The organism is Streptomyces sp. MMG1121, assembly GCF_001280015.1.
In the GTDB taxonomy this organism is placed as follows: domain Bacteria; phylum Actinomycetota; class Actinomycetes; order Streptomycetales; family Streptomycetaceae; genus Streptomyces.
Genome location: NZ_LGDV01000190.1, coordinates 14,954 through 37,683 on the forward strand (window position 1 = coordinate 14,954; position 22,730 = coordinate 37,683).

The following is a 22,730-nucleotide window of genomic DNA, read 5'->3' on the forward strand; positions in this document are numbered from 1 at the left end:
TCTTCTGCGGAGGATGCACGGATCGAACGTGCGCGGGGTTGCCCCCGACCATGGCTTAGCAAGCCAGTGCCTTACCACTCGGCCAATCCTCCGGGTGGGCGGCCCACGCAAGCGCAGCGCTCACGTGCTCGAAGCGGCCGCCCCGGGCGGTTCCCGTGGCTCCACGGTGGGGTAACTACACCGGAGCCGGCCTCGGGCCGCCCTGTCGGGAGCCGGGCGTACTGCCGTGCATGGACATCGCCCACCTCCACTCCCGGATCGCGGCGCCGGGACATTCCCGGCGGACGGGGCACAACCACTCTGCCTCGCGGCCGATTTGGGCGCCACCGAATAAAAGGGGCGCTGTCACCGGCGGCGCCACCTGCGCCTGCGCGCCTTGCTGAAGAACCAGCCCGCCGGCGGCTCGTCGGAGCGCCACGGCTGCGGCTCGGGCTCCTCGGAACGCCAGCGGGCGGCGAGCATACGCGCCCGCGCGGACGGTTCGGAGGTCTCGGCGCCGCGTACGAAGGCCTCGTCCAGGACCAGTTCGTCCAGCCCGTCCCAGACGTCACCCTCGGACCGCCCGCGCCCGTCGTTCGCCGGTATCTCCGCTGCCATCGACGACCTCCCAGCCGTACATCCGCTTTGTCCAGTGTGCCCGGGCCGGTGTGAGGCCCCCGTCAAGCCGCCCCGGAGGCCTACTCCTCGCCCGCGAGCTTCAGCGCGCGCAGCTTCTGGCCGGCGTACCAGGTGGCCAGCACGGTGACCGCCACCAGCAGCACGGTGGCCGTCGGCAGGTCCACGGAGGAGGTGACGAGGTCCCCGCCGGCCACCTTGTGGGCGACGGCCAGCGACCACTGCTGGATGCTGAGCGTGCGCGCGCCGGGCACCAGGGAGCCGAACAGCGCCTCCCAGACCAGCGCGTACACGAGCCCGAAGACCACGGCGTGCCGGGAGACCGTGCCGAGCAGCAGGAACAGCGCCGAGTAGGCGATCGAGGAGACCAGCGCGGCGATGGTGTAGGCGACCGCGATCTGCTGGCCGTTGCCGTTGAGGATCAGGCCCGCGATCAGGGTGGGCACCGCCGAGAAGACCATGGTCACGGCAATGGCGACGATCAGTTTGGTGAAGATGATCGTGGGTCGCTTCAGCGGCTTGGACAGCAGGTAGACGACGGAGCCGTCGTCGATCTCGGGACCGATCGCGCCCGTGCCCGCGATGACGCCGATGATCGGCACCATCGTGGCGATCCCGAAGCCGCCGAGGACGTCGGACGCGGTCTGGTCGTCGGCTCCGGTCAGGGCCCGCACGGCGACCGAGAGCACGATCAGCAGCAGCGGCAGCGCGCCGAGGATGAGGGCCCGGCGACGGCCGAGCAGGGCCCGGTAGGTGAGCCGGGCGACGGTGGGGTCGTACATCTTGGGCCTCCTACGCCGCGACCAGATACGAGAACACGGACTCGAGGGACTCGTCGGACGGCGAGACCGTGAGCAGCCGGATGCCGTGGTCCCGGGCGACCTTCGGCAGCAGGGTGGTGAAGCGGCCGAAGTCGACGGCCTGGATGCGCAGCGCGCCCTCGGCGTGGTCGACCTCGATGCCGGCCGTGGAGGGGTCGGCGATCAGCGCGGCCGCGAGGGCGCGGTCGTCGCTGGAGCGGACCAGATAGCGGTGCGGACGGTCGGTCATCAGGCGGCGGATCCTGCGGAAGTCGCCGCTGGCCGCGTGCCTCCCGGCGACGACGACCTCGATGTGCCGGGCGAGCTGCTCGACCTCTTCGAGGATGTGCGAGGAGAACAGCACCGTGCGGCCCTCGTCGCCCATCTTGCGCAGCAGGTCCATCAGTTGCATGCGCTGACGCGGGTCCATGCCGTTGAACGGCTCGTCCAGCAGGAGCAGCGACGGCTCGTGGACCAGGGCGCTCGCCATCTTCACGCGCTGGCGCATGCCCTTGGAGTACGTGGAGATCCTGCGGTCCTGCGCGTACTCCATCTCGACCGTGGCGAGGGCGCGTTGGGCCGCCTTGGCGCCGAGGCCGTGCAGTTCGGCGTTGGCGACGACGAACTCGCGGCCGGTGAGGAAGTCGTACATCGCCTCGCGCTCGGGGACGATGCCGATGTGCTGGTAGATGGCCTCGTTGCGCCACACCGGCTGTCCGTCGAGGGTGACCGTGCCGGTGGAGGGGGCCAGGAAGCCGCCCATCATGTTGATCAGGGTGGACTTTCCGGCGCCGTTGGGGCCGAGCAGGCCGGTGACGCCGGGGCCGATGGTCATGGTGATGTCGTTGACGGCGACCACGTTGCCGAACCAGCGGGAGACGTGGTCGATGCTGAGCGTGGTCACAGTCCCACCTTCTTGTAGCGGCGCATCAGCAGGCCGTAGCTGCCGGCGATGAGGGCGAGGAGGACCAGGACGTAGACCACGCCCTGTCCGGCCGACGGGTCGACCGCACCGGGGCTGCGGGAGGTCGCGCCCAGGAAGGCCGACTGGACGCCGTCGATGAGCGTGATGGGCGAGAACAGGCCGATCCACGGGATGGCGGAGGTGTGGTTCTGCACGTCGGCGATGGCCTGGAGCGTGCTGACCGCGCCGTAGGAGATGGTCAGCACGGCGATCACGGCGGCGATGCCGAAGCCCCGGCGCGGGGTGACGGCGGCGATGACCAGGCCGATGCCGGCGAAGAGCAGGGATAGCAGGGCCACGGAGACCAGTCCCTCGGCGAATTCCTTCGTCTGGTGGGCGAAGCCCAGCTTGGCCAGCAGCGCGCCGACGTACATCACGAGCAGGGGAGCGGCGGTCAGGACGAAGATCGCCGAGGCGAGCGCCGCGAACTTGGCGCGGACGTAGTCGGCGGTCTCGATGGGCCGCGAGAAGTACAGCGGTACGGTCTTGAAGCGCAGGTCGCGGGAGACGGCCTGGGGTGCCTGGGAGGCGACGTACAGGCTGATCACGGCCTGCAGCATGATCGCGTAGCGGGTGTAGGCCACGGGCAGTTCGTGCGCCTTGGTGAAGACCGCGACGGCCACCATGATGGCGGCGGGCACGCACATCACCGCGAACAGCAGCATCGGCAGCACCTTGGACTTCGCCGAGCGGCCGAGGCCGTAGGAGCCGCGCAGGGACTGCGCGTACAGCGAGCGGCGGGCGTAGGCGCGGCCGAGGCGGGGGCCGTCGTAGCCGCGGTAGCCGATGTCGTGGATGCGGGTCTGGTCGCCGGCCGGGGCCGCCGGGGGATGCTCAACCGCCATGTCCGACGGCCTCCTTCCGCTGCTCGTCGCTGCTGTGTTCGCCGTCACCGTCGGTGAACACCTCGGAGATGTGGTGCCGGCGCTGCTCCATGCGCACCAGGCCGAGGCCGAGGTCGGCGACGACGTCCCGGACGAGGTCGTACGTCTCCTCGCCCGCGGCGGTCAGCAGCAGGATGTGGCCCGCGCCGGGGAGTCCGGAACCCTCGCCCCGCGTGTCGACCCCGCGCGCGTGGAGCGCTTCGCGGACCGCGCGGGTGCCGTCGGGGTGGCTGTCGCTGTCGGTGACCTCGATCGCGAGGGTGGTCGTGGTCTGCGTGAAGTCGGTGGTGGAGCTGGAGCGCAGGAGCTTGCCGCCGTCGATGACGACGACGTGGTCGCAGGTGCGCTCCAGCTCACCCAGCAGATGGGAGGTGACCAGGACCGAGATGCCGAAGTCGGTGTGGATACGGCGGATCAGGCCGAGCATCTCGTCCCGGCCGACCGGGTCGAGGCCGTTGGTCGGCTCGTCCAGGAACACCACCTGCGGGTCGTGCACCAGCGCCTGGGCGAGCTTCACCCGCTGCTTCATGCCCGTCGAGTAGCCACCGATGGGGCGGTAGCGCTCCTCGTACAGGCCCACGTGGCGCAGGGTGTCCGCGGTGCGCTCGCGCGCGGCGGTGGGCGGCAGGCCGGACATGCGCGCCATGTGGACGACGAACTCGGTGGCCGAGACGTCCGGCGGCAGGCAGTCGTGCTCCGGCATGTACCCGACGCGCTCACGGATGGCGCCGCCCTTGGTGGCGACGTCCAGGCCGAGCACCTCGGCGCGGCCCTCCGTGGCGGGGGACAGACCCAGCAGGATCTTGATCAGGGTGGACTTGCCGGCGCCGTTGGCTCCGACGAGTCCGGTCACACCGGGTCCGATGTCCACGGACAGCCGGTCGAGGGCGGTCACCCGGGGGAACCGCTTGCTCAGGCTTTCGGTCGCGATCACAGTCACGCCTTCGACGGTAGTGATCCGGACCACCCCGGTCGTCAGACCACAGAGCCGTCTTCGGGTCAGTCCCAGGTATTACGGGACCCTAAGGGATCCCCTGCCCGGGGGTTACCGCGCGTTGTCCACAGCCTGCCGCCCCCCTATTGACGCCGCCTCTAACAACTGTCACATTCACCAGTGTCAAGTTACGGACGCGTACCGCAGCCGACGGGACGAGTCGGCGGCACGACGGGACGGGGCGGCATGACGACGGCAGTGAGCAGCGAACTCTCCGTGCAGCTACGGGGGTTCAGGCGGGTGCAGCGCCTCGCCTACGAGTGCGCGGAGGCGGTCGCGGCCCGTCTGGAGCCGGGCGTGACCGAGCGCGAGGCGGCGCGGATGCAGCGCGAGTGGCTGCGCGAGCGCGGCGTGCGGGACTGGTTCCACCTGCCCTTCGCCTGGTTCGGCGACCGCACGGCGTTCGTGAACTTCCGCATCCCCTTGCAGTTCTTCCCGACCGACCGCGCCCTGGCACCCGGGATGCCGTTCATCCTGGACATGGCGCCGGTCTACGAGGGATACACCGCGGACATCGGCTACTCGGGCTCGCTGGGTGTGAACCCGGTGCAGGACCGGCTGATGGCCGACCTGGAGGCGCACCGCGAGCTGATCCTGCGCGAGGTGCGCGAGCGGCGCCCGCTGCGCGAGATCTACGAGGACGTGGACCGGCTCATGGTCCGCCAGGGCTACGCCAACCGGCATCGCGCGTACCCGTTCGGCGTGATCGCCCACAAGGTGGACCGGGTCAGGCAGCGCCGCCTCTCCCCCCATCTGTTCGGGTTCGGCACGCAGTCCCTCAAGGGCCTGGCCGCCGACGCGCTGCACGGTCACCGCGAGGGCTGGTCGCCCCTGTGGTCGCCGTACCGCTTCTCGGACCACCCGCCGCAGCCGGGCCTGTGGGCGGTCGAACCCCACCTCGGCTTCCGGGGCACGGGCGCGAAGTTCGAGGAGATCCTCGTGGTCACCGACTCGAGGGATCCCGAACAGAGCGCTTTCTGGCTGGACGACGATCTGCCGCACGTGCGGCGCTGGGCGGAGGAGAAGTGACGCTGAAGGGTGCCCGGGAGCGCCGGGTGACGACCGGCGGGGTCGAGCTGTGCGTGGCCGAGCTGGGCGATCCGGAACAGCCGACGGTGGTACTGGTGCACGGCTACCCGGACAGCAAGGAGGTCTGGTCGGAGGTGGCCGGCCGGCTCGCCGACCGCTTCCACGTGGTCCTGTACGACGTCCGGGGCCACGGCGGCTCCACGGCGCCGAAACCGCTGCGCGGCGGCTTCACCCTGCCCAAGCTCACCGACGACTTCCTGGCCGTGGTGGACGCGGTCAGCCCGGACCGGCCGGTGCACCTGGTCGGGCACGACTGGGGCTCGGTGCAGTCGTGGGAGTTCGTCACGGTGGGCCGCACGGAGGGCCGTATCGCCTCCTTCACCTCGATCTCCGGCCCGTCCCTGGACCACTTCGGGCACTGGATCAACGCGCGCGTGAAACGTCCGACGCCCCGCCGGGTGGGCCAGCTCCTCGGCCAGGGCGCCAAGTCCTGGTACGTGTACATGCTGCACACGCCCGTGCTGCCCGAACTGGCCTGGCGCGGGCCGCTCGGCAAGCGCTGGCCGCGGATGCTGGAGCGGCTCGAGAAGGTCCCGGCGGGCGACTACCCGACGGCCTCCCTCTCCTCCGACGCGGCACACGGCGCCTGGCTGTACCGGGACAACGTCCGCGCCCGGCTGAGCAGGCCGCGCCCGGACGCGTACGCACACGCGCCCGTGCAGCTCATCACGCCCCAGGGGGACGCGTTCCTCTCCGAGCGGCTCTACGACGACCTGGAGCGGTGGGTGCCGCAGCTGACCCGCCGCACGCTCCCGGCCAGGCACTGGGTCCCGCGCACCCGGCCCGACCAACTCGCTTCCTGGATCGGGGAATTCATCATGTCCGTGGACGGCGGCCGCCCGGGACCCAAGGCCACCGGCTGCCATGCCGACCGGTTCGGCGGGCAGTTGGTGCTGGTCACCGGCGCGGGCAGCGGGATCGGCCGGGCCACGGCGTTCGCCTTCGCGGAGGCCGGCGCGCGCGTGGTCGCCGTCGACCGCGACACCGAGGCCGCCGCCCGCACCGCCGAGCTGTCCCGGCTGATCGGCGCGCCCGAGGCCTGGGCGGAGACCGCCGACGTCTCCGACGAGCAGGCGATGGAGAAGCTCGCCGAGAAGGTGCACCGTGCGTACGGCGTGCTGGACGTGCTGGTCAACAACGCGGGCATCGGCCTGTCCGGTTCCTTCTTCGCCACCACGACCGACGACTGGCGCAAGGTCCTGGACGTGAACCTGTGGGGCGTGATCCACGGCTGCCGGCTCTTCGGCGCGCGGATGAGCGAGCGCGGCCAGGGCGGCCACATCGTCAACATCGCCTCAGCGGCCGCGTACCAGCCCTCCCGGGCTTTGCCGGCCTACAGCACCTCCAAGGCGGCGGTGCTGATGCTCTCCGAGTGCCTGCGCGCCGAACTCGCCGGGCAGGGCATCGGGGTGAGCGCGATCTGCCCCGGCTTCGTCAACACGAACATCACCTCCACGACCCGCTTCACCGGCGTCGACGAGGCGGAGGAGCGCCGTCGCCAGAAGAAGTCGACCCGGCTGTACGGCAGGCGCAACTACCCGCCGGAGAAGGTGGCCGCGGCGATCCTGGACGCAGTGACCGGCGACAAGGCGGTCGTGCCGGTGACCCCTGAGGCCCGCGGCGCCCACCTCATGTCCCGTTTCGTGCCGGGGGCGTTGCGGCGGATCGCGCGGGTGGAGCCGAGGCTGTGACGTGACCGCCCCGCCGCCCGCGCGGACGTACCGCATCGAGGATCTGGCCCACCACACCGCCACGACCGTCCGGACCATCCGCGCCTACCAGGACCGCGGTCTGCTCCCCCGGCCCGAGCGCCGGGGCCGCGCCAACCTCTACTCCGAGGCGCACGTCGCCCGGCTCCACCAGATCGCCCATCTCCTCGACCGGGGCTACACCCTCGCCTCGATCAAGGAGTTGCTGGAGGCCTGGGACACCGGCCGGGGCCTGGGCGGGGTGCTCGGCCTGGTCACCGAGGTGGAGGGGCCCTGGACCGACGAGCGCCCCGACCGCGTCGGCCGCGCCGAACTGGACGCCCGTTTCGGCGGCACGCCCGACGACGGCGCCGTGGCCGAGGCGGTCGAACTCGGCGTGCTGGAGCGGATCGAGGGCGACCCGGACACCTTCCTGGTCCCGAGCCCCCAAGAGCTGTCCGTGGCCGTCGAGTTGCACGCCGCCGGAGTACCGCTGTCCGCGATCTCAGAGCACCTGAGGGAGTTGAGGGGTCAGGTCGAGCACATCGCCGCCCGTTTCCTGGAGTTCACCACCGAGTACGTCTTCGCGCGCTACCTGGACGATCCAGGCCACCGCACGGACGCGCACGCGGCGGAGGCGGCCTCACTCGTCCGCCGGCTGCGCCCCTTGGCCCAACAGACGCTGGAGGCAGAACTGGCCCGCGCGATGCGCACGTTGGCGACCCGGCACCTGCGCACGCACCTCGGTGCGGAGAGCCCCGGAGAGCCCGCCGAGGAGCTTTCCGCCACCCGTTCCGTGACTCTCCCCGCCGAGACGATCTCCGCTGTGGAAAACCTCGTTGGGCCGGACCATGTCGCCGAGTTCATCGCACTGACGGCCGAACGGGAGGTGCGGGCACGGGGATTGGATCATCTGGTCTCAGATTCCTTGGGGCGTACGGAACTTCGCAAATCACCCTAATCTGCACGCCACTTATCCACAGTCTCGTCAATTCCCCTGTGGATAACCGCACTTGGTTGTGGATCAAACCTGGGGAGAAAAAAACCTGCGTGATCCGCGTCTCTCCCGCACGCTGGACCCATGAACGAACAACGCACCGTGAAGGTGTCGAAATACCTCTCCAAACACCTGCGCCACCAGCCGGAGCGCATCGGGCTCGACCCGGACCCGGCCGGCTGGGTGGAGATCGACGCGCTGATCGCCGCGGCCGCCGCCCACGGCTTCCCGTTCACGCGCGGGGAGCTGGATCACGTGGTGGCCGCCAACGACAAACAGCGCTTCGCGATCGAGGGCGGCAGAATCCGCGCCAGCCAGGGCCACAGCATCGACGTCGACCTCGGCCTGCCCCCGGCGACCCCTCCGCCGTACCTCTACCACGGGACCGTCGCCCGCACCCTGGACGCGATCCGCGCGGACGGGCTCAGGCCCATGAGCCGGCACGACGTCCATCTGTCCGCCGACCGGGAGACCGCCACCCGGGTCGGCGCCCGCCGCGGCCGCCCCGTGGTCCTCGCCGTGGACACGGGCGCCATGCACCGTGACGGCCATGTGTTCCACGTCAGCGCCAACGGGGTCTGGCTGACAAAGGCCGTACCACCGCGCTACCTGCGGTTCCCCGGGCCCGGCTGAGCCCGCGCGCGGACGTGTGGTCATGATCGGTGGTATGGACCACTCGCCCGAGCACCTGCCGACCACCCAGGCCGCCGTCACCGCTCTGCGCACCCTCGCCGCCCGCTTCGCGCGCGAGATCGAGGTGACCGACGACATCGGCGCCGACCAGACCTCCCGCCGCAGCGCCGCGGGCGTCGGCGCGACCACGGACCCGGACGGCTCCCTGCCGCACGAGGCGTACGTCGAGTTCGGCGGCGTCCCCCGGGTGAGCGTGCGGCTGTACCCGGACGACGACGCGCTGATCACCGTCGAGGGCATCGAGTGCCCCGACATCGCGCGCGACGACGTGCCGGCCTTCCTCCGCTCCGTCTTCGAGGGCCTCGCCCATGTCAGGGCGCGCCGCTTCCCGCCCGGCTACCGCCTGGTCGTCCCGCTGCCCGGCGACCGCGCGCACACGGAGTACGTCCCGATGATCCTGCTCAGCCCGTGGCTGAGCCGCAACGTTCGGTGACCTGTTCGTCCGTTGTCAGTGGGGCCGCTTACCCTCGAACGCATGAGTCTGCGTCTGAGCACCGTGATCCTGCCCCACCGCCGCTGGAGCGAAGGCGGCCGCACGGCCTGGACGCGGGCCGAACAGCTCGGCTTCCACACCGCGTACACCTACGACCACCTCTCCTGGCGCAGCTTCCGTGACGGCCCGTGGTTCGGCGCGGTCCCGACGCTGACCGCCGCCGCCGGCGTGACCGAGCGCCTCCGCCTCGGCACGCTGGTGACCTCGCCGAACTTCCGGCACCCGGTGACCCTCGCCAAGGAGCTGATCTCCCTCGACGACGTCTCCGGCGGCCGGGTCACCCTCGGCATCGGTGCCGGCGGCACCGGCTTCGACGCGAGCGCCCTCGGCCAGGAGCCGTGGAGCCCGCGCGAGCGCGCCGACCGGTTCGCCGAGTTCGTGCCGCTGCTCGACCGGCTCCTCACCGAGGACTCCGTGTCGCACGAGGGCCGCTTCTACTCGGCGCACGAGGCGCGCAACATCCCCGGCTGCGTGCAGCGGCCCCGGCTGCCGTTCGCGGTGGCGGCCACGGGCCCGCGCGGCCTCAGGCTCGCCGCGCGCTACGGGCAGGCGTGGGTGACCACGGGTGACCCGAAGCTCTACGAGACCGGCACCCCGGAGCAGTCCGTCGAGGCCCTGCGCGGGCAGATCGGCAAGCTGTCCGAGGCCTGCGCGGCCGCCGAGCGGGACGTGGCCGGGCTGGACAAGGTCCTGCTCACCGGTTTCACCCCGGACCGCGCCCGGCCGCTCGAGTCCCTGGACGCGTTCGTGGACTTCGCCGGCCGGCACCGGGACCTGGGCTTCACCGAGATCGTCATCCACTGGCCCATCCCGGACTCGGACTTCGCCGCGGACGAGAAGGTGTTCGAGCAGATCGCCATGGAGAGTCTCGCCCAACTGGGCTGACGTCAAAGGGCGTCCGGTCCCCCGCCGGGTGTCCGCCCTGGACGCCGCCGCCCGGGTATTGCCCATGGCTTCCGCGCGAGCGTCGTCCTGGCTTGCACGCGCGTCATACACGGCTTGCGCGTGGGAGTCGTTCCTCGCTCCCGCGCGCGTCGTCCACCGCGTCCGCGCGGGCGTCATCTGTGTCTCATCTGTGCATAGGGGCGCACGGCCGTGCGGGCATATGCGCGAGAATGGCCGGGTGACCTCAGCGACCAGACAGCCCGGGACCCCTGCCGCCGCCACGCCCCCGCGGCTGATCGCCACCGACCTCGACGGCACACTGCTGCGCGACGACAAGTCGGTCTCCCCGCGGACGGTCGCCGCGCTCGCCGCCGCCGAGGAAGCGGGCATCGAGGTCTTCTTCGTCACCGGCCGCCCGGCCCGCTGGATGGACGTCGTCAGCGACCACGTGCACGGCCACGGCCTGGCGATCTGCGGAAACGGCGCCGCCGTGGTCGACCTGCACGGCGGCTCCGGCACCCACCGGTTCGTGAAGGTGCGCGAGCTGGCCCGGGCGGGCGCTCTGGACGCCGTACGACTGCTGCGCGCAGCGGCGCCCGGCACGGTGTTCGCGGTCGAGCAGACGTACGGCTTCCACCAGGAGCCCGACTATCCCCAGCTGCACAGGGAGATACCGGACCACCTCCTGCCCGCCGAACGGCTCCTCGCCCCCGACGGTCCGGACGCCGACCAGCCCGTGCTCAAGATCCTGGCCTACCACCCCGATCTCGACCCGGACGCCTTTCTCACCCTCGCCCGGCTCGCGATCGGCGACCGCGCCAACGTCACCCGATCCAGCCCCAGCGCCCTGCTGGAACTGAGCGGCCCCGAGGTCTCCAAGGCCAGCACACTCGCCCTGTGCTGTGCCGAGCGCGGCATCTCGCACGAGGAGGTCGTCGCCTTCGGCGACATGCCCAACGACCTCGAGATGCTGACCTGGGCCGGCCGGTCGTACGCGATGGGCAACGCCCACCCGGACGTCCTCGCCGCCGCGTCGGCCCGCACGGTCGCCAACAACGACGACGGCGTGGCGGTCGTGATCGAGCAGTTGCTCGCGGAACGGGTCTAGAGCCGGTCCAGAGCTGGTCCAGAGTGCCGGCCGCGAAGCGCTCCCGCGCACGCGGTGTTCTCAGTGCGGCGCCTCCCACACCACCGTCGTCCCGCTGCCCCCGGGGCCGATGCCGGGGCCGAGCCGACTGTCCCCGCCGAGGGACTCGGCCCGGCGCTTCAAGTTCCGCAGACCGCTGCGCCGGCCGCCCTCGCGGATGCCGACTCCGTCGTCCGCGACGGTCAGCCGGACACCCGGGCGCGCGTCGGCAAGGGTGACCGTCGCATCGACCACCACGTCGATACGGGAGGCCCCGGCATGCCGGAAGGCGTTGGACAGCGCCTCCCGCAGCGCCGCGATCAGATTCTTGCCGGTGAGGTCGCCGACGAGCGTGTCGAGGGGGCCGAGAAAACGGTGCGAGGGCGTGAACCCCAGCGGTACGGCGGCCATGTTGATCTCGCGCAGCACCCGCGTCCGCAGCCCTGACGGCGCCTGAGCCGGGCCCTGCTGCAACGCGAAGATCGCGGTACGGATCTCCTGGATGGTGACGTCGAGTTCGTCCACCGCCTTACCGACCCCCTCCCGCACCTCCGGCACCACGGCCCGCCGCTGGGCGCTCTCCAGCATCAGCCCCGTGGCGAACAGCCGCTGGATGACCAGGTCGTGCAGGTCCCGGGCGATGCGGTCGCGGTCCTCGAACACCGCGAGCCGCTCCCGGTCGCGCTGTGCCTCGGCCATCATCAGCGCCAGCGCCGCCTGTGAGGCGAACTGCACGGCCAGCGTGCGCTCGGTCCGGGTGAACGGCCGGCCGCCGCGCGCACGGGGCGTGACCAGCGTGCCCAGCACCCGGCCGTCGCTCTGCAGCGGCACCATCATCGCCGGGCCGTAGCCGCTCGCGTACTGCGTCAGCATCCGGGAGTCGGAGGCGGCGTCCGTCACGAACACCGCCTGTCCGTCGAGGAGTTCGGCCACGATCCGGCTCTCCGGCGGGATGATCGCACCGAGCATGCCCGTCGGCTCGCCCGAGGCCACGGCGACGATCTCCAGGCCGCCCTCCTCGGCGGGCAGCAGCACGATCCCGGCCGCCGCTCCGGACAGTCGGCGCGCCTGCTCGGCGACGACCTGAAGGGCCTCGTCGGCGTCCCCGCCCGACAGCAGGGCCGTGGTGACGGCCACGGATCCGTCGATCCAGCGCTCCCGCTGCATGGCGGCCTCGTACAGCCGGGCGTTGCCGACCGCGATGCCGGCCTCGGCGGCCAGCACCTGGACCATGGCGAGGTCGTCGTCGTGGAAGGGCCGGCCGTCGCGCTTCTCGGTCAGATAGAGGTTGCCGAAGATTTCGCCCTGCACCCGGATCGGGACGCCGAGGAAGCTGCGCATCGGCGGATGGTGCACGGGGAAGCCGCAGGAGCGCGGGTCCTCGCTCAGGTCGGCGAGCAGGACCGGCTCCGGGTTCCTGATGAGCGCACCCAGCAGCCCCTTGTGCCCGTCCGGGAGCCGGCCGATCCGGCGGGCCGTCTCCTCCTCCACCCCCTGGTAGACGAAGTCGGAGAGCCCGTCGCCCTCCTCCGCGACGACCCCGATCGCCGCATACCGGGCCCCGGTCAGATCGGCGGCGGTCTCACAGATCCGGTCCAGCGTGGAATGCAGCTCCAGCCCACTGCCCACGGACCGCATCGCCTCCAGCAACTGCGGCACACGCAGAGCGGGCTCGACGCACGGTCCGCGATCGGCGGACCGTGCGGGGTCGGGCGGAGGCGGGACGCACATGCCTTGAGGGTAATTAGTCCCTTTTATCCGGGAAACTCGACGACTCCACCCAGGAACTCGGCAGCCCGATACCCAGGAGCCCGATATGGCTCCGGGACCGCTGCCACCCGAGACCCCTCACCGCGCCTCCACCAGCGACTCCGCCTCCTCCTCGCGCCGTGCCATCGCCCGCAGGGGCCCGTCCACCGCGACGAGTTCCGCGTACGCGCCCCGCTGCACCACCCGGCCCGCGTCGAGCACGATCACCTCGTCCACCGCGTCCAGCCCGGCCAGCCGGTGGGTGATCAGCAGGGTCGTACGGCCCTCCGTGGCGGCCAGCAGATCAGCGGTCAGCGCGTCGGCCGTCGGCAGATCCAGATGCTCGGCGGGCTCGTCGAGGACCAGGACGGGGAAGTCGGCCAGCAGGGCGCGGGCCAGGGCGAGCCGCTGGCGCTGACCGCCCGACAGCCGCGCCCCGTGCTCGCCGACGAGCGTGTCCAGGCCGGCGGGCAGCCCGTCCACCCAGTCCAGCAGCCGGGCCCGGGCCAGTGCCCGGCGCAGGTCGGTCTCGGTGGCGTCCTTCCTGGCCAGCAGCAGGTTCTCGCGCACCGAGCTGTCGAAGAGATGCGCATCCTGCGCACACAGCCCGACGAGCCGCCGTACGTCATCGCCGGCCAGCGCGTACGCGTCCACACCGGCGAGCGTGTAGGCGCCCTCTTCCGGGTCGAGGAAGCGCAGCAGCACCTGGGCGAGAGTGGTCTTGCCGGAGCCGGAGGCCCCGACCACGGCGATCCGGCGGCCCTGTTCCAACGTGAGGTCGAATCCGGCCAGTGCCTCCCGCTGCTGCCCCTCGTACCGCGCGGCCAGCTGCCTGACCACGAGCGGGAACGGTGAAACGGGCGCCCGACGCGGCCGCTCCGGCTCGTGTACGGGCTCGGGGGCGTCCAGGACCTCGTAGACCCGCTCCGCACTGCGCCGCACCCGCTGCCGGTGGCGCACGGCGACCGGCAGCCCCAGTACGGCCTCGAAGGCGGCCAGCGGGGTGAGGACGACCACGGCCATCGCCACGCCGCCGAGCCGTCCCGCGGCCACCGCCTGGGCACCGCACAGCGCGGTGGCCGCGACAGTCAGGCCGGAGATCAGCGCGGTGAGCCCGTCGCCGAGCGCGGTGGCCACGGCGGCGCGCGAGGCGATCCGGGTGAGGGTGCCGTCGGCGCGCCGGGCCGCGTCCGTGCGGGCGGGCAGGGCACCGGCGACGGTCAGCTCGGCAGTGCCGGTGAGCAGATCGGCGACGCGGGTGGCGAGCACGCCCCGGGCGGGTGCGAGGCGCCGCTCGGCCCGCCGGGCCACGGCCGCGGTGACCAGCGGGACGCCGACGCCGGCCGTCACGAGGCCCGCCGCGAGGGCGGCTCCGGCCTCGGGCAGCAACCAGGCGGTGAAGCCGACGGAGGCGGCGCAGACGAGGACGGCGACCGACGCCGGCAGCAGCCAGCGCAGCCAGTAGTCCTGGAACGCGTCCACGTCCGCGACCAGCCGGGTGAGCAGGTCACCCCGCCGGGCGGTGCGCAGCCCAGCCGGTGCGAGTCGCTCCAGACGCCGGTAGACGGCGACCCGGGTGTCGGCGAGCATCCGCAGCACGGCGTCGTGCGACACCAGCCGCTCGGCGTACCGGAAGACGGCCCGTCCGATCCCGAAGGCCCGCGTCGCGGTCACGGCCACCATCAGATACAGCACGGGCGGCTGCTGCGAGGCCCGCGAGATGAGCCACCCGGACGTCGCCATCAGCCCAACCGCGCTGGCGAGCGCCAGAGCACCGAGCACCAGAGCAAGCACAAGCCGCCCCCGCCGAGGCCCGGCAAGCCCACGAACTCGGGCCAGCAGACGCCGGGGCCGCACAGGAGTCGGTTCCGCCGGGTCCCTTTCCGGCCCGTCGAGTCGGGATGGGGGGCCCTCCGCACGACCGGAGCCGAGCGTGGGGGAGGGTGGGCACGGACGAGGATCCACGGGAGCCAGTTCCCTGGCAGGATCACTGCCGGCCAGCCGCACGACGCGGTCTGCCACGTCCAGCAGCGCCGGCCGATGCACGACAAGCAGCACGGTCCTGCCGACAGCAAGCCGTCGCACCGCAGCGACGACCTCCGCCTCGGTCACGCCGTCCAGCGCAGCCGTCGGCTCGTCCAGCAACAGCACAGGCCGATCGGCAAGAAACGCCCGCGCCAACGCGAGCCGCTGCCGCTGCCCGGCCGACAGTCCGGCCCCGTCCTCCCCGAGCACCGTGCCGGCGCCCTCGGGCAGCGCGTCCACGAACTCCAGCGCGCCCGCGTCCCGCAGCGCCCGGCGTACGGCGCTGTCGTCGGCGTCGGGCCGCGCCAGCCGTACGTTCTCCGCGATGGTCCCGGCGTAGAGATGCGGGTGCTGCGGCACCCAGGCGATCCGCGACCGCCACTCCTCCAGGTCGAGGCCGGCGAGATCCACGCCCCCGATCCGCACCTGGCCCTCGGCGGGCCGTACGAAGCCCAGCAGTACGTTCAGCAGCGTCGACTTGCCCACACCGCTCGGCCCCACCAACGCGACCGTCTCACCGGGTTCGACGGTGAGAGACACGTCGGTCACGGCGTCTGCGGAGCGGCCGGGGTAGCGGACGGTGATTCCGTCGAAGTCCACCCCGCCTTCGGGCACCGCGCCGGTGCCGGACGCCGGGAGCGGCGTCTCCAGCACGGTGAAGATCTCCTGCGCGGCGGCGAGTCCTTCGGCAGCCGCGTGGTACTGCGCGCCGACCTGGCGCAGCGGAAGGTAGGCCTCGGGCGCCAGCACCAGGATCACCAGGCCGATGTACAGGTCCATGTCGCCGTGTACGAGCCGCATGCCGATCGTCACCGCGACGAGGGCCACCGACAGCGTGGCGAGCAGTTCCAGCGCGAAGGAGGAGAGGAAGGCGATGCGCAGGGTCCGCATGGTCGCCTGCCGGTACTCATCGGTGATCCGGCGGATGGACTCGGCCTGCGCCTTGGCCCGGCCGAACACCTTCAGCGTGGGAAGGCCCGCGACCACGTCCAGGAAGTGTCCGGACAGCCGGGACAGCAGCCGCCACTGACGGTCCGTCCGGGACTGGGTGGCCCAGCCGATCAGCACCATGAAAAGCGGGATGAGCGGCAGGGTGCCGACGATGATCGCCGCCGAGACCCAGTCTTCGGTGACGATCCGCGCCAGCACCGCCACCGGAACGACCACGGCGAGCCCCAACTGCGGCAGATAGCGCGAGAAGTAGTCGTCCAGGGCGTCCACGCCGCGCGTGGCCAGGGTGACCAGCGAGCCGGTCCGCTGACCGCTCAGCCACCCCGGACCGAGCGACGCCGCCCGGTCCAGGAGCCGCCCGCGCAGTTCGGACTTGACCGCCGCGCTCGCCCGGTGTGCGGCGAGTTCGGTGAGCCAGGAGACCAGCGCCCGGCCGACGGCGACAGCCACCAACAGCAGGAGGGGAGTGCTGAGTTCGCCGGCTGAGCGACCGTGCTGGAAGGCACCGACGACGACTTCGGCGATGAGCATCGCCTGGGCGATGACCAGTCCCGCGCCGACGGCTCCCAAGGCGACGACCGCCACGAGGAAGAACCGGGTGGCGCGGGCGTAGCGCAGCAGACGCGGATCGATTGGTTTCACGTGAAACGTGCCCTTCGGCCCAGAGGGCGTGTTTCACGTGAAACACGCCCTCGGCGGACTCAGTGCGCGATATCGGCGGCGATGTGCTGCGTGCCGATCCGCTTGCGGAACACCCAGTAGGTCCAGCCCTGGTAGAGCATGACCAACGGAGTGGCGATCGCCGCACACCAGGTCATGATCTTCAGGGTGTACGGGCTGGACGAGGCGTTGGTGACCGTCAGGCTCCAGTCCCCGTTGAGGGTGGACGGCATGACGTTCGGGAAGAGCGACAGGAAGAGCATCGCCACGGCGGCCACGATGGTGACGCCGGACAGGGCGAACGACCATCCCTCGCGCCCCATCTGGTTGGCCACCAGAGCGGCCACCAGGGCAACGACCGCCACGATCAGCGCCACCAGACTCCTGCCGTTACCGGTGTCGGCCTGCGTCCACAGCAGGAAGGCGAGCGCCACGACAGCCGCGACAAGGCCGACCCGCAGGGCCAGCTTCCGTGCCCGCACCCGGATGTCCCCCACGGTCTTGAGCGCGGTGAACACCGCTCCGTGGAAGGTGAACAGCGTGAGCGTCACCAGGCCGCCGAGCAGGGCGTAGGGGTTGAACAGGTCCCCGAGAGTGCCGACGTACTCGAAGTGCTGGTCGATCTTCACGCCCCGCACGATGTTCCCGAAGACCACGCCCCACAGGAACGCCGGGATCAGCGAGGTCCAGAAGATCGCGTGCTCCCAGTTGCGCTGCCAGTTCTCCTCGGGCCGCTTCGCCCGGTACTCGAATCCGACGCCCCGGACGATCAGGCAGACCAGGATGACCAGCAGGGGCAGATAGAAGCCGGAGAAGAGAGTGGCGTACCAGTCCGGGAAGGCGGCGAAGGTCGCGCCGCCGGCGGTGAGCAGCCACACCTCGTTGCCGTCCCAGACGGGCCCGATGGTGTTGATCAGCACCCGCCGCTCCGGCCGGTCACGGGCCAGCAGCTTGGTGAGGATGCCGACCCCGAAGTCGAAGCCCTCCAGGAAGAAGTAGCCGGTCCACAGAACGGCGATCAGAACGAACCAGACGTCGTGAAGATGCATGACTGTTCCCCCGGCCTAGTAAGAGAAGGCCATCGGCTTGTCGGCGTCACGGGTGTCGCCGCCGATCTTCGTGGGCGGGTTGAGGTCGGCCTCGGTCAGCTCGGGCGGACCGGCCTTGACGTACTTCGTGAGCAGCTTGACCTCGATCACGGCGAGGATCGCGTACAGCGACGTGAAGACGATCATCGAGGTGAGGACCTCGCCCTGGGAGACCCCGGGGGAGACCGCGTCGCGGGTCTGCAGGACGCCGTAGACGGCCCACGGCTGGCGGCCCGTCTCGGTGAAGATCCAGCCCCAGGAGTTGGCGATGAGCGGGAAGGCCAGAGTCCAGGTCGCGATGCGCCAGTACCACGGGGAGAGCTTCGTGCTGAGCGCCTTGTTCTTGAACAGCACCAGATGCGGCACCTCGTCCTCGCCGACCCGCAGATGCTGTGGCAGCAGGAACTTCTTGCGGGTCAGCCACAGCCCGGCCAGACCGATGGCGAAGGACGCCATGCCGAAGCCGATCATCCAGCGGAAGCCCCAGAAGGCGACCGGGATGTTGGGCCGGTAGTCGCCCGGGCCGAACTTCTGCTGCTCGGCCTTGTTGACGTCGTTGATGCCGGGGACGTACGAGGTGAAGTTGTCGTCGGCGAGGAAGGACAGCAGGCCCGGGATCTCTATCGCCACGGTGTTGTGCCCCTTCTCCACATCGCCGTAGGCGAAGATCGAGAAGGGGGCCGGCTTCTGGCCGTCCCACAGCGCCTCGGCGGACGCCATCTTCATGGGCTGCTGCTTGAACATGACCTTGCCGAGGGTGTCGCCGCTGACCGCGGTGAGCAGACCGGCTATGGCCACGGTGACCAGGCCCACCCGCAGCGAGGTCTTCATCTCGCGGATGTGCTTCTTGCGGGCCAGGTGGTAGGCGGCAATGCCGACCATGAAAGCGCCACCGGTCAGGAAGGCCGCCGACAGGGTGTGGAAGGCCTGGCTGAGCGCGGTGTTCTGGGTCAGCACGGCCCAGAAGTCGGTCAGCTCGGCGCGACCCCTGGCCTTGTCGATCTTGTAGCCGACCGGGTGCTGCATCCAGGAGTTGGCCGCGAGGATGAAGTAGGCCGACAGGATCGTGCCGATCGAGACCATCCATATACAGGCCAGGTGGATCTTCTTGGGCAGCTTGTCCCAGCCGAAGATCCACAGGCCGATGAAGGTGGACTCGAAGAAGAACGCGATCAGTGCCTCGAAGGCCAGCGGGGCCCCGAAGATGTCACCGACGAAGCGCGAGTAGTCGGACCAGTTCATGCCGAACTGGAACTCCTGCACGATGCCGGTGACCACACCCATGGCGATGTTGATCAGGAAGAGCTTCCCCCAGAACTTGGTCGCCCTGAGGTACTTCTCCTTCTCCGTGCGCACCCAGGCCGTCTGCAGCCCGGCCGTCAGGGCGGCCAGGGAGATCGTCAGCGGAACGAACAGGAAGTGGTAGACGGTGGTGATGCCGAACTGCCAGCGCGCCAGTGTCTCCGGCGCCAAAGCCAATTCCACGTCGTCAGCTCCTTACTTCGCCGTGGTTAGCGGCAGTTTGCCCCGTTTGTCGCGCACATCATGGGAGCAACTGGGACACGCTTGTGAACGCGTTCACATTCACAAGCCATTATGACGCACTGATTTTCAGCCCGGCGAAGGGGGGTGGTCCTAGTGCCGCGAAGTCAAGACCTTGGCAGCGACTTCAACATATTGTTGAATTGCGCGCCATGCAGATACGGATTTCCTGGCCCGCGGGGAACATCACCGCGACCCTCGACGCAGACACGCCAACAGCTCAGGCCCTCGCGAAGGCACTGCCGCTCACCTCCAGCGCCCACACCTGGGGCGAGGAGGTCTATTTCGACATAGGTGTCTCTGTTTCACGTGAAACGGACGCCCGGCAGGTCGTGGAGCCGGGCACCGTGGCCTTCTGGACGGACGGCGATGCGCTCGCCCTCCCCTACGGCCCCACGCCGATCTCGCGAGGCGACGAGTGCCGCCTCGCGAGCCCGTGCAACATCCTGGGGAGCCTCGACGGAGACGCCCGGACCCTGGCGACCGTACGAGACGGCGACCCCGTCCGCGTGGAGCTGATCGACCAGTAGGACCGACGCCGGACTACAGCTCCTTGCGGAACGCTTCCGTCACCTTCAGGAAGATGTCGTTCGCCTCGGTCTCGCCGACCGTCACCCGCACACCCTCGCCCGGGAACGGCCGGACCACGACCCCGTGCTGCTCACAGGCCTGCGCGAACGCCACCGTACGCTCCCCCAGCCGCAGCCAGACGAAGTTCGCCTGCGTCTCCGGCACCGTCCAGCCCTGAGCGCGCAGCGCGTCGACCACGCGCGTGCGCTCGCACACCAGCGAGCCGACCCGGCCCAGCAGCTCGTCCTCAGCCCGCAGCGAGGCGATCGCCGCCTCCTGTGCGAGCTGGCTCACACCGAAGGGCACCGCCGTCTTGCGCAGCGCCGCCGCGACCGGCTCGTGGGCGATCGCGAAACCGACGCGCAGGCCGGCGAGCCCGTAGGCCTTGGAGAAGGTGCGCAGGACGCAGACGTTGGGCCGGTTCCGGTACAGCTCGACGCCATCGGGCACCTCGGGGTCGCGGATGAACTCCCGGTACGCCTCGTCCAGCACCACCAGCACATCGCCGGGCACCCGGTCGAGGAACCGCTCCAGCTCGGCCCGCCGCACCACCGTGCCGGTCGGGTTGTTGGGGTTGCAGACGAAGATCAGCCGGGTCCGGTCGGTGATCGCGGCCGCCATCGCGTCCAGGTCGTGCACATCGCCGGGCGTGAGCGGCACCTGCACCGACCGGGCACCGCTGATCTGCGTGACGATCGGGTACGCCTCGAAGGACCGCCAGGCGTAGATCACCTCGTCGCCAGGTCCGCTGGTGGCCTGGACGAGCTGCTGGGCGACACCCACCGAGCCGGTGCCGGTGGCCAGGTGGGAGAGCGGGACGCCGAAGCGCTCGGACAACTCCTCCATCAGCCCGGCACAGGCCATGTCCGGGTAGCGGTTGAAGGCGCCGGCGGCAGCCATCACGCGCTCCATCACACCGGGCAGCGGCGGGTACGGGTTCTCGTTGGAGGACAACTTGTAGGCGACCGGCCCGCCGCCCGCGGCAGGCTTGCCCGGCTTGTAGGTGGGGATACCCTCCAGCTCGGCGCGCAGCTTCGGGCTCGTCTCGCTCACCGCAGTCCTCCTCGCGACCACCGGCGGACCGTCGACGCCGCCGGCTTCCAATACTCCTCACCTTATGAGGATTCGCCTCCGGTGCGTACAGGTGCGGGCACCACAGACGAGGAGATCCCCGCCTCTCCCGCAGGCATCAAGGGCAACTCCGCACGAAGCCCCAAGGGCATCGGGGGCATCCCCGTACGAAAGCGTACGTTTCCGGGGGCGCGCCGTACATATATCTATGCGCCGGTAGCTCACGCCGTGGCGCGCGTCCCCCATGCAGGTGAGTTGAGACCTCTTCGAGACATCGGACAGTTGGCAGGTCCATACGTGCCGTCACGTCACGTCCTACCGCAGGATCGTTCAACTAGCTTTCTTTCCAAGGTAGTTGATAATGATTGACCTTGCAGAAACGTGCCTGTCAACGCGTGCATATGCGTCCGCACTACCCCACCGCATGAGCCCTACTATCGGCTCGCCATGACAGCAGCAGGGAAGCACCAGGTGAGCCGCGCGGAAACCTCACGTCGAGGCAGTCGGCCGGGCCGGGCGGGCATCAGAGACGTTGCCGCCGCCGCCGGGGTCTCCATCACGACCGTGTCCGACGCCCTCAACGGCAAGGGCCGGCTCCCGGATGCCACCCGACGCCACGTCCGCGAGGTCGCCGACCGGCTGGGGTACCGCCCCTCGGCCGCCGCACGCACCCTCCGTACCGGCAAGTCGGGTCTGATCGGCCTGACCGTGACGACGTACGGGGATGAACCTTTCACCTTCACGGAGTTCGCGTACTTCGCGGAGATGGCCAGGGCCGCGACATCGGCCGCGCTCGCCCGCGGCTACGCGCTCGTCATCCTGCCCGCGACCTCCCGCCACGACGTGTGGTCCAACGTCGCCCTGGACGGCACGGTCGTCATCGACCCCTCCGATCAGGACCCGGTGGTCAGCGAGCTGGTCCGACAGGGACTGCCGGTCGTCTCCGACGGCCGCCCGGCCGGCGCACTGCCGGTCACCGCCTGGGTCGACAACGACCACGAGGCCGCCGTACTCGGCATCCTCGACCATCTCGCCGACGCCGGCGCCCGCCGCATCGGCCTGCTCGCGGGCACCACGACGGACACGTACACCCACCTGTCGACCACCGCCTATCTGCGCTGGTGCGAGCGGGTCGGCCAGGACCCGGTCTACGAGGCCTACCCGGCGCACGACCCGTGCGCGGGCGCCGTCGCCGCCGACCGGCTGCTCGCCCGCCCCGACCGGCCCGACGCGGTCTACGGCCTGTTCGACCCCAACGGCACCGACCTGCTCGCCGCCGCCCGCCGCTACGGGCTGCGCGTCCCCGAGGACCTGCTGCTGGTGTGCTGCAGCGAGTCCACGGTGTACGCCAGCACCGAGCCGCCCATCACCACGCTCTCCCTGAAGCCCCGCCGCATCGGCACCGCGGTGGTCCAGCTCCTCATCGACGCCATCGAGGGGGTCGAGTCGGACCAGCCGGTCGAGCAGGTGATACCGACGGAGCTGATCGTGCGCACCTCCTCCCAGCGACGCCTTCCGCGCACGACGGTGAGCCCGCCGCGCACACCGGACGAGACATAGCGTCAACAGAACGGGCAGAGAGCCGACAGAACGGGGCGCTCACCCCGTACTCTCGGGAGTCGGTGACGGGGACCCGGTGGGCCGACGGACGGTCGACCGGGCGTCCGGTCGGCTCGAAGCGGGCCGAACACCTGCCGAAACGGGGCGAAAGCCGCGGTGAACTGGAGTGTTGTTCCGATTCACCACCCCTGGGTCATCACACGGCGCGACGCGCATTCCTATGATGGGCCCACGACACCGCGGACCGCTGCGACCAGGCAGTCCGAAGCGGTGCAGCTGCGGCGCG

At 70.8% G+C, this 22,730-nt stretch carries 19 protein-coding genes and 1 tRNA gene; 9 read left to right on the top strand and 11 right to left on the bottom strand.

What is annotated here, in order from left to right; all coding sequences use genetic code 11:
* Positions 1-7 precede the first annotated feature (7 nt).
* From ADK64_RS19555 to ADK64_RS19580, 6 genes are all read right to left on the bottom strand, one after another.
* Positions 8-92: transfer RNA gene (locus tag ADK64_RS19555), tRNA-Ser, on the bottom strand.
* Positions 93-345: 253 nt separating this feature from the next.
* Positions 346-597, bottom strand: coding sequence for a hypothetical protein (locus tag ADK64_RS19560; RefSeq protein WP_053660723.1), 252 nt, complete (start codon positions 595-597; stop codon positions 346-348).
* Between the two features lie 80 nt (positions 598-677).
* On the bottom strand, positions 678-1,397 hold the full coding sequence (locus ADK64_RS19565) for an ABC transporter permease (protein WP_053660725.1): 720 nt from the start codon (positions 1,395-1,397) through the stop codon (positions 678-680).
* Positions 1,398-1,407: 10 nt separating this feature from the next.
* On the bottom strand, positions 1,408-2,319 hold the full coding sequence (locus ADK64_RS19570) for an ABC transporter ATP-binding protein (protein ID WP_053660727.1): 912 nt from the start codon (positions 2,317-2,319) through the stop codon (positions 1,408-1,410).
* Positions 2,316-3,224: an ABC transporter permease subunit gene (locus ADK64_RS19575; RefSeq protein WP_053660729.1), complete on the bottom strand. Its 909-nt coding sequence runs from the start codon at positions 3,222-3,224 to the stop codon at positions 2,316-2,318. Before ADK64_RS19575 ends, ADK64_RS19570 begins: the two co-directional genes overlap by 4 nt.
* A complete protein-coding gene (locus tag ADK64_RS19580; RefSeq protein WP_053661189.1) occupies positions 3,214-4,197 on the bottom strand; it encodes an ABC transporter ATP-binding protein in 984 nt (327 codons plus the stop codon). The genes ADK64_RS19575 and ADK64_RS19580 overlap by 11 nt, the downstream gene beginning before the upstream one ends.
* Before the next feature lie 246 nt (positions 4,198-4,443).
* Between ADK64_RS19580 and ADK64_RS19585 the strand changes: the two genes are divergently transcribed.
* The 7 genes from ADK64_RS19585 (at position 4,444) to ADK64_RS19615 (ending at position 11,210) form a co-directional block, all read left to right on the top strand.
* A complete protein-coding gene (locus ADK64_RS19585; RefSeq protein WP_053660730.1) occupies positions 4,444-5,286 on the top strand; it encodes a M24 family metallopeptidase in 843 nt (280 codons plus the stop codon).
* The gene (locus tag ADK64_RS19590; RefSeq protein WP_199829652.1) at positions 5,283-7,037 is read left to right on the top strand and encodes an SDR family oxidoreductase; all 1,755 of its coding nucleotides are present in this window, start codon (positions 5,283-5,285) and stop codon (positions 7,035-7,037) included. Before ADK64_RS19585 ends, ADK64_RS19590 begins: the two co-directional genes overlap by 4 nt.
* 1 nt (position 7,038) lies before the next feature.
* Complete coding sequence (locus ADK64_RS19595; protein ID WP_053660732.1) at positions 7,039-7,995, top strand: MerR family transcriptional regulator; 957 nt, start codon at positions 7,039-7,041, stop codon at positions 7,993-7,995.
* A 120-nt stretch (positions 7,996-8,115) separates the two neighbouring features.
* Positions 8,116-8,664: an RNA 2'-phosphotransferase gene (locus tag ADK64_RS19600; protein WP_053660734.1), complete on the top strand. Its 549-nt coding sequence runs from the start codon at positions 8,116-8,118 to the stop codon at positions 8,662-8,664.
* A 22-nt stretch (positions 8,665-8,686) separates the two neighbouring features.
* The gene (locus ADK64_RS19605) at positions 8,687-9,157 is read left to right on the top strand and encodes a hypothetical protein (RefSeq protein WP_053660736.1); all 471 of its coding nucleotides are present in this window, start codon (positions 8,687-8,689) and stop codon (positions 9,155-9,157) included.
* 42 nt (positions 9,158-9,199) lie between these two features.
* Positions 9,200-10,102: an LLM class flavin-dependent oxidoreductase gene (locus tag ADK64_RS19610; protein WP_053660737.1), complete on the top strand. Its 903-nt coding sequence runs from the start codon at positions 9,200-9,202 to the stop codon at positions 10,100-10,102.
* A 220-nt stretch (positions 10,103-10,322) separates the two neighbouring features.
* Complete coding sequence (locus ADK64_RS19615; protein WP_199829653.1) at positions 10,323-11,210, top strand: HAD-IIB family hydrolase; 888 nt, start codon at positions 10,323-10,325, stop codon at positions 11,208-11,210.
* 60 nt (positions 11,211-11,270) lie between these two features.
* On the opposite strand, the gene ADK64_RS19620 is transcribed toward ADK64_RS19615, so the two are convergent.
* The 4 genes from ADK64_RS19620 to ADK64_RS19635 form a co-directional block, all read right to left on the bottom strand.
* The gene (locus tag ADK64_RS19620) at positions 11,271-12,959 is read right to left on the bottom strand and encodes a GAF domain-containing protein (protein WP_078992727.1); all 1,689 of its coding nucleotides are present in this window, start codon (positions 12,957-12,959) and stop codon (positions 11,271-11,273) included.
* A 117-nt stretch (positions 12,960-13,076) separates the two neighbouring features.
* Positions 13,077-16,595 carry a thiol reductant ABC exporter subunit CydD gene (gene cydD / locus ADK64_RS19625; protein WP_053660744.1) on the bottom strand — a complete coding sequence of 1,173 codons (3,519 nt, stop codon included), beginning with the start codon at positions 16,593-16,595 and terminating at the stop codon, positions 13,077-13,079.
* A 59-nt stretch (positions 16,596-16,654) separates the two neighbouring features.
* The gene (gene cydB, locus ADK64_RS19630; RefSeq protein ID WP_053660746.1) at positions 16,655-17,662 is read right to left on the bottom strand and encodes a cytochrome d ubiquinol oxidase subunit II; all 1,008 of its coding nucleotides are present in this window, start codon (positions 17,660-17,662) and stop codon (positions 16,655-16,657) included.
* A gap of 15 nt (positions 17,663-17,677) precedes the next feature.
* The gene (locus ADK64_RS19635; protein WP_053660748.1) at positions 17,678-19,186 is read right to left on the bottom strand and encodes a cytochrome ubiquinol oxidase subunit I; all 1,509 of its coding nucleotides are present in this window, start codon (positions 19,184-19,186) and stop codon (positions 17,678-17,680) included.
* Between the two features lie 209 nt (positions 19,187-19,395).
* On the opposite strand from ADK64_RS19635, the gene ADK64_RS19640 reads away from it, so the two are divergent.
* Positions 19,396-19,773, top strand: coding sequence for a cyclophilin-like fold protein (locus ADK64_RS19640; RefSeq protein WP_053660750.1), 378 nt, complete (start codon positions 19,396-19,398; stop codon positions 19,771-19,773).
* A gap of 13 nt (positions 19,774-19,786) precedes the next feature.
* On the opposite strand, the gene hisC is transcribed toward ADK64_RS19640, so the two are convergent.
* Positions 19,787-20,866, bottom strand: a complete 1,080-nt coding sequence (hisC, locus tag ADK64_RS19645; RefSeq protein ID WP_053660752.1) for a histidinol-phosphate transaminase — start codon at positions 20,864-20,866, stop codon at positions 19,787-19,789.
* A 465-nt stretch (positions 20,867-21,331) separates the two neighbouring features.
* On the opposite strand from hisC, the gene ADK64_RS19650 reads away from it, so the two are divergent.
* Positions 21,332-22,444 carry a LacI family DNA-binding transcriptional regulator gene (locus tag ADK64_RS19650; protein WP_078992728.1) on the top strand — a complete coding sequence of 371 codons (1,113 nt, stop codon included), beginning with the start codon at positions 21,332-21,334 and terminating at the stop codon, positions 22,442-22,444.
* The last annotated feature ends 286 nt before the right edge of the window (positions 22,445-22,730 follow it).

What these genes read in the sequence shown, in the direction of transcription:
- ADK64_RS19640 (WP_053660750.1), top strand. Translation starts at nt 19,396, where the DNA reads ATGCAGATACGGATTTCCTGGCCCGCGGGGAACATCACCGCGACCCTC.
- ADK64_RS19615 (WP_199829653.1), top strand. Translation starts at nt 10,323, where the DNA reads ATGCGCGAGAATGGCCGGGTGACCTCAGCGACCAGACAGCCCGGGACC.
- ADK64_RS19650 (WP_078992728.1), top strand. Translation starts at nt 21,332, where the DNA reads ATGACAGCAGCAGGGAAGCACCAGGTGAGCCGCGCGGAAACCTCACGT.
- ADK64_RS19585 (WP_053660730.1), top strand. Translation starts at nt 4,444, where the DNA reads ATGACGACGGCAGTGAGCAGCGAACTCTCCGTGCAGCTACGGGGGTTC.
- ADK64_RS19610 (WP_053660737.1), top strand. Translation starts at nt 9,200, where the DNA reads ATGAGTCTGCGTCTGAGCACCGTGATCCTGCCCCACCGCCGCTGGAGC.
- ADK64_RS19575 (WP_053660729.1), bottom strand. Translation starts at nt 3,224, where the DNA reads ATGGCGGTTGAGCATCCCCCGGCGGCCCCGGCCGGCGACCAGACCCGC.
- cydB (WP_053660746.1), bottom strand. Translation starts at nt 17,662, where the DNA reads ATGCATCTTCACGACGTCTGGTTCGTTCTGATCGCCGTTCTGTGGACC.
- ADK64_RS19565 (WP_053660725.1), bottom strand. Translation starts at nt 1,397, where the DNA reads ATGTACGACCCCACCGTCGCCCGGCTCACCTACCGGGCCCTGCTCGGC.
- ADK64_RS19600 (WP_053660734.1), top strand. Translation starts at nt 8,116, where the DNA reads ATGAACGAACAACGCACCGTGAAGGTGTCGAAATACCTCTCCAAACAC.
- ADK64_RS19560 (WP_053660723.1), bottom strand. Translation starts at nt 597, where the DNA reads ATGGCAGCGGAGATACCGGCGAACGACGGGCGCGGGCGGTCCGAGGGT.
- ADK64_RS19620 (WP_078992727.1), bottom strand. Translation starts at nt 12,959, where the DNA reads ATGTGCGTCCCGCCTCCGCCCGACCCCGCACGGTCCGCCGATCGCGGA.
- ADK64_RS19605 (WP_053660736.1), top strand. Translation starts at nt 8,687, where the DNA reads ATGATCGGTGGTATGGACCACTCGCCCGAGCACCTGCCGACCACCCAG.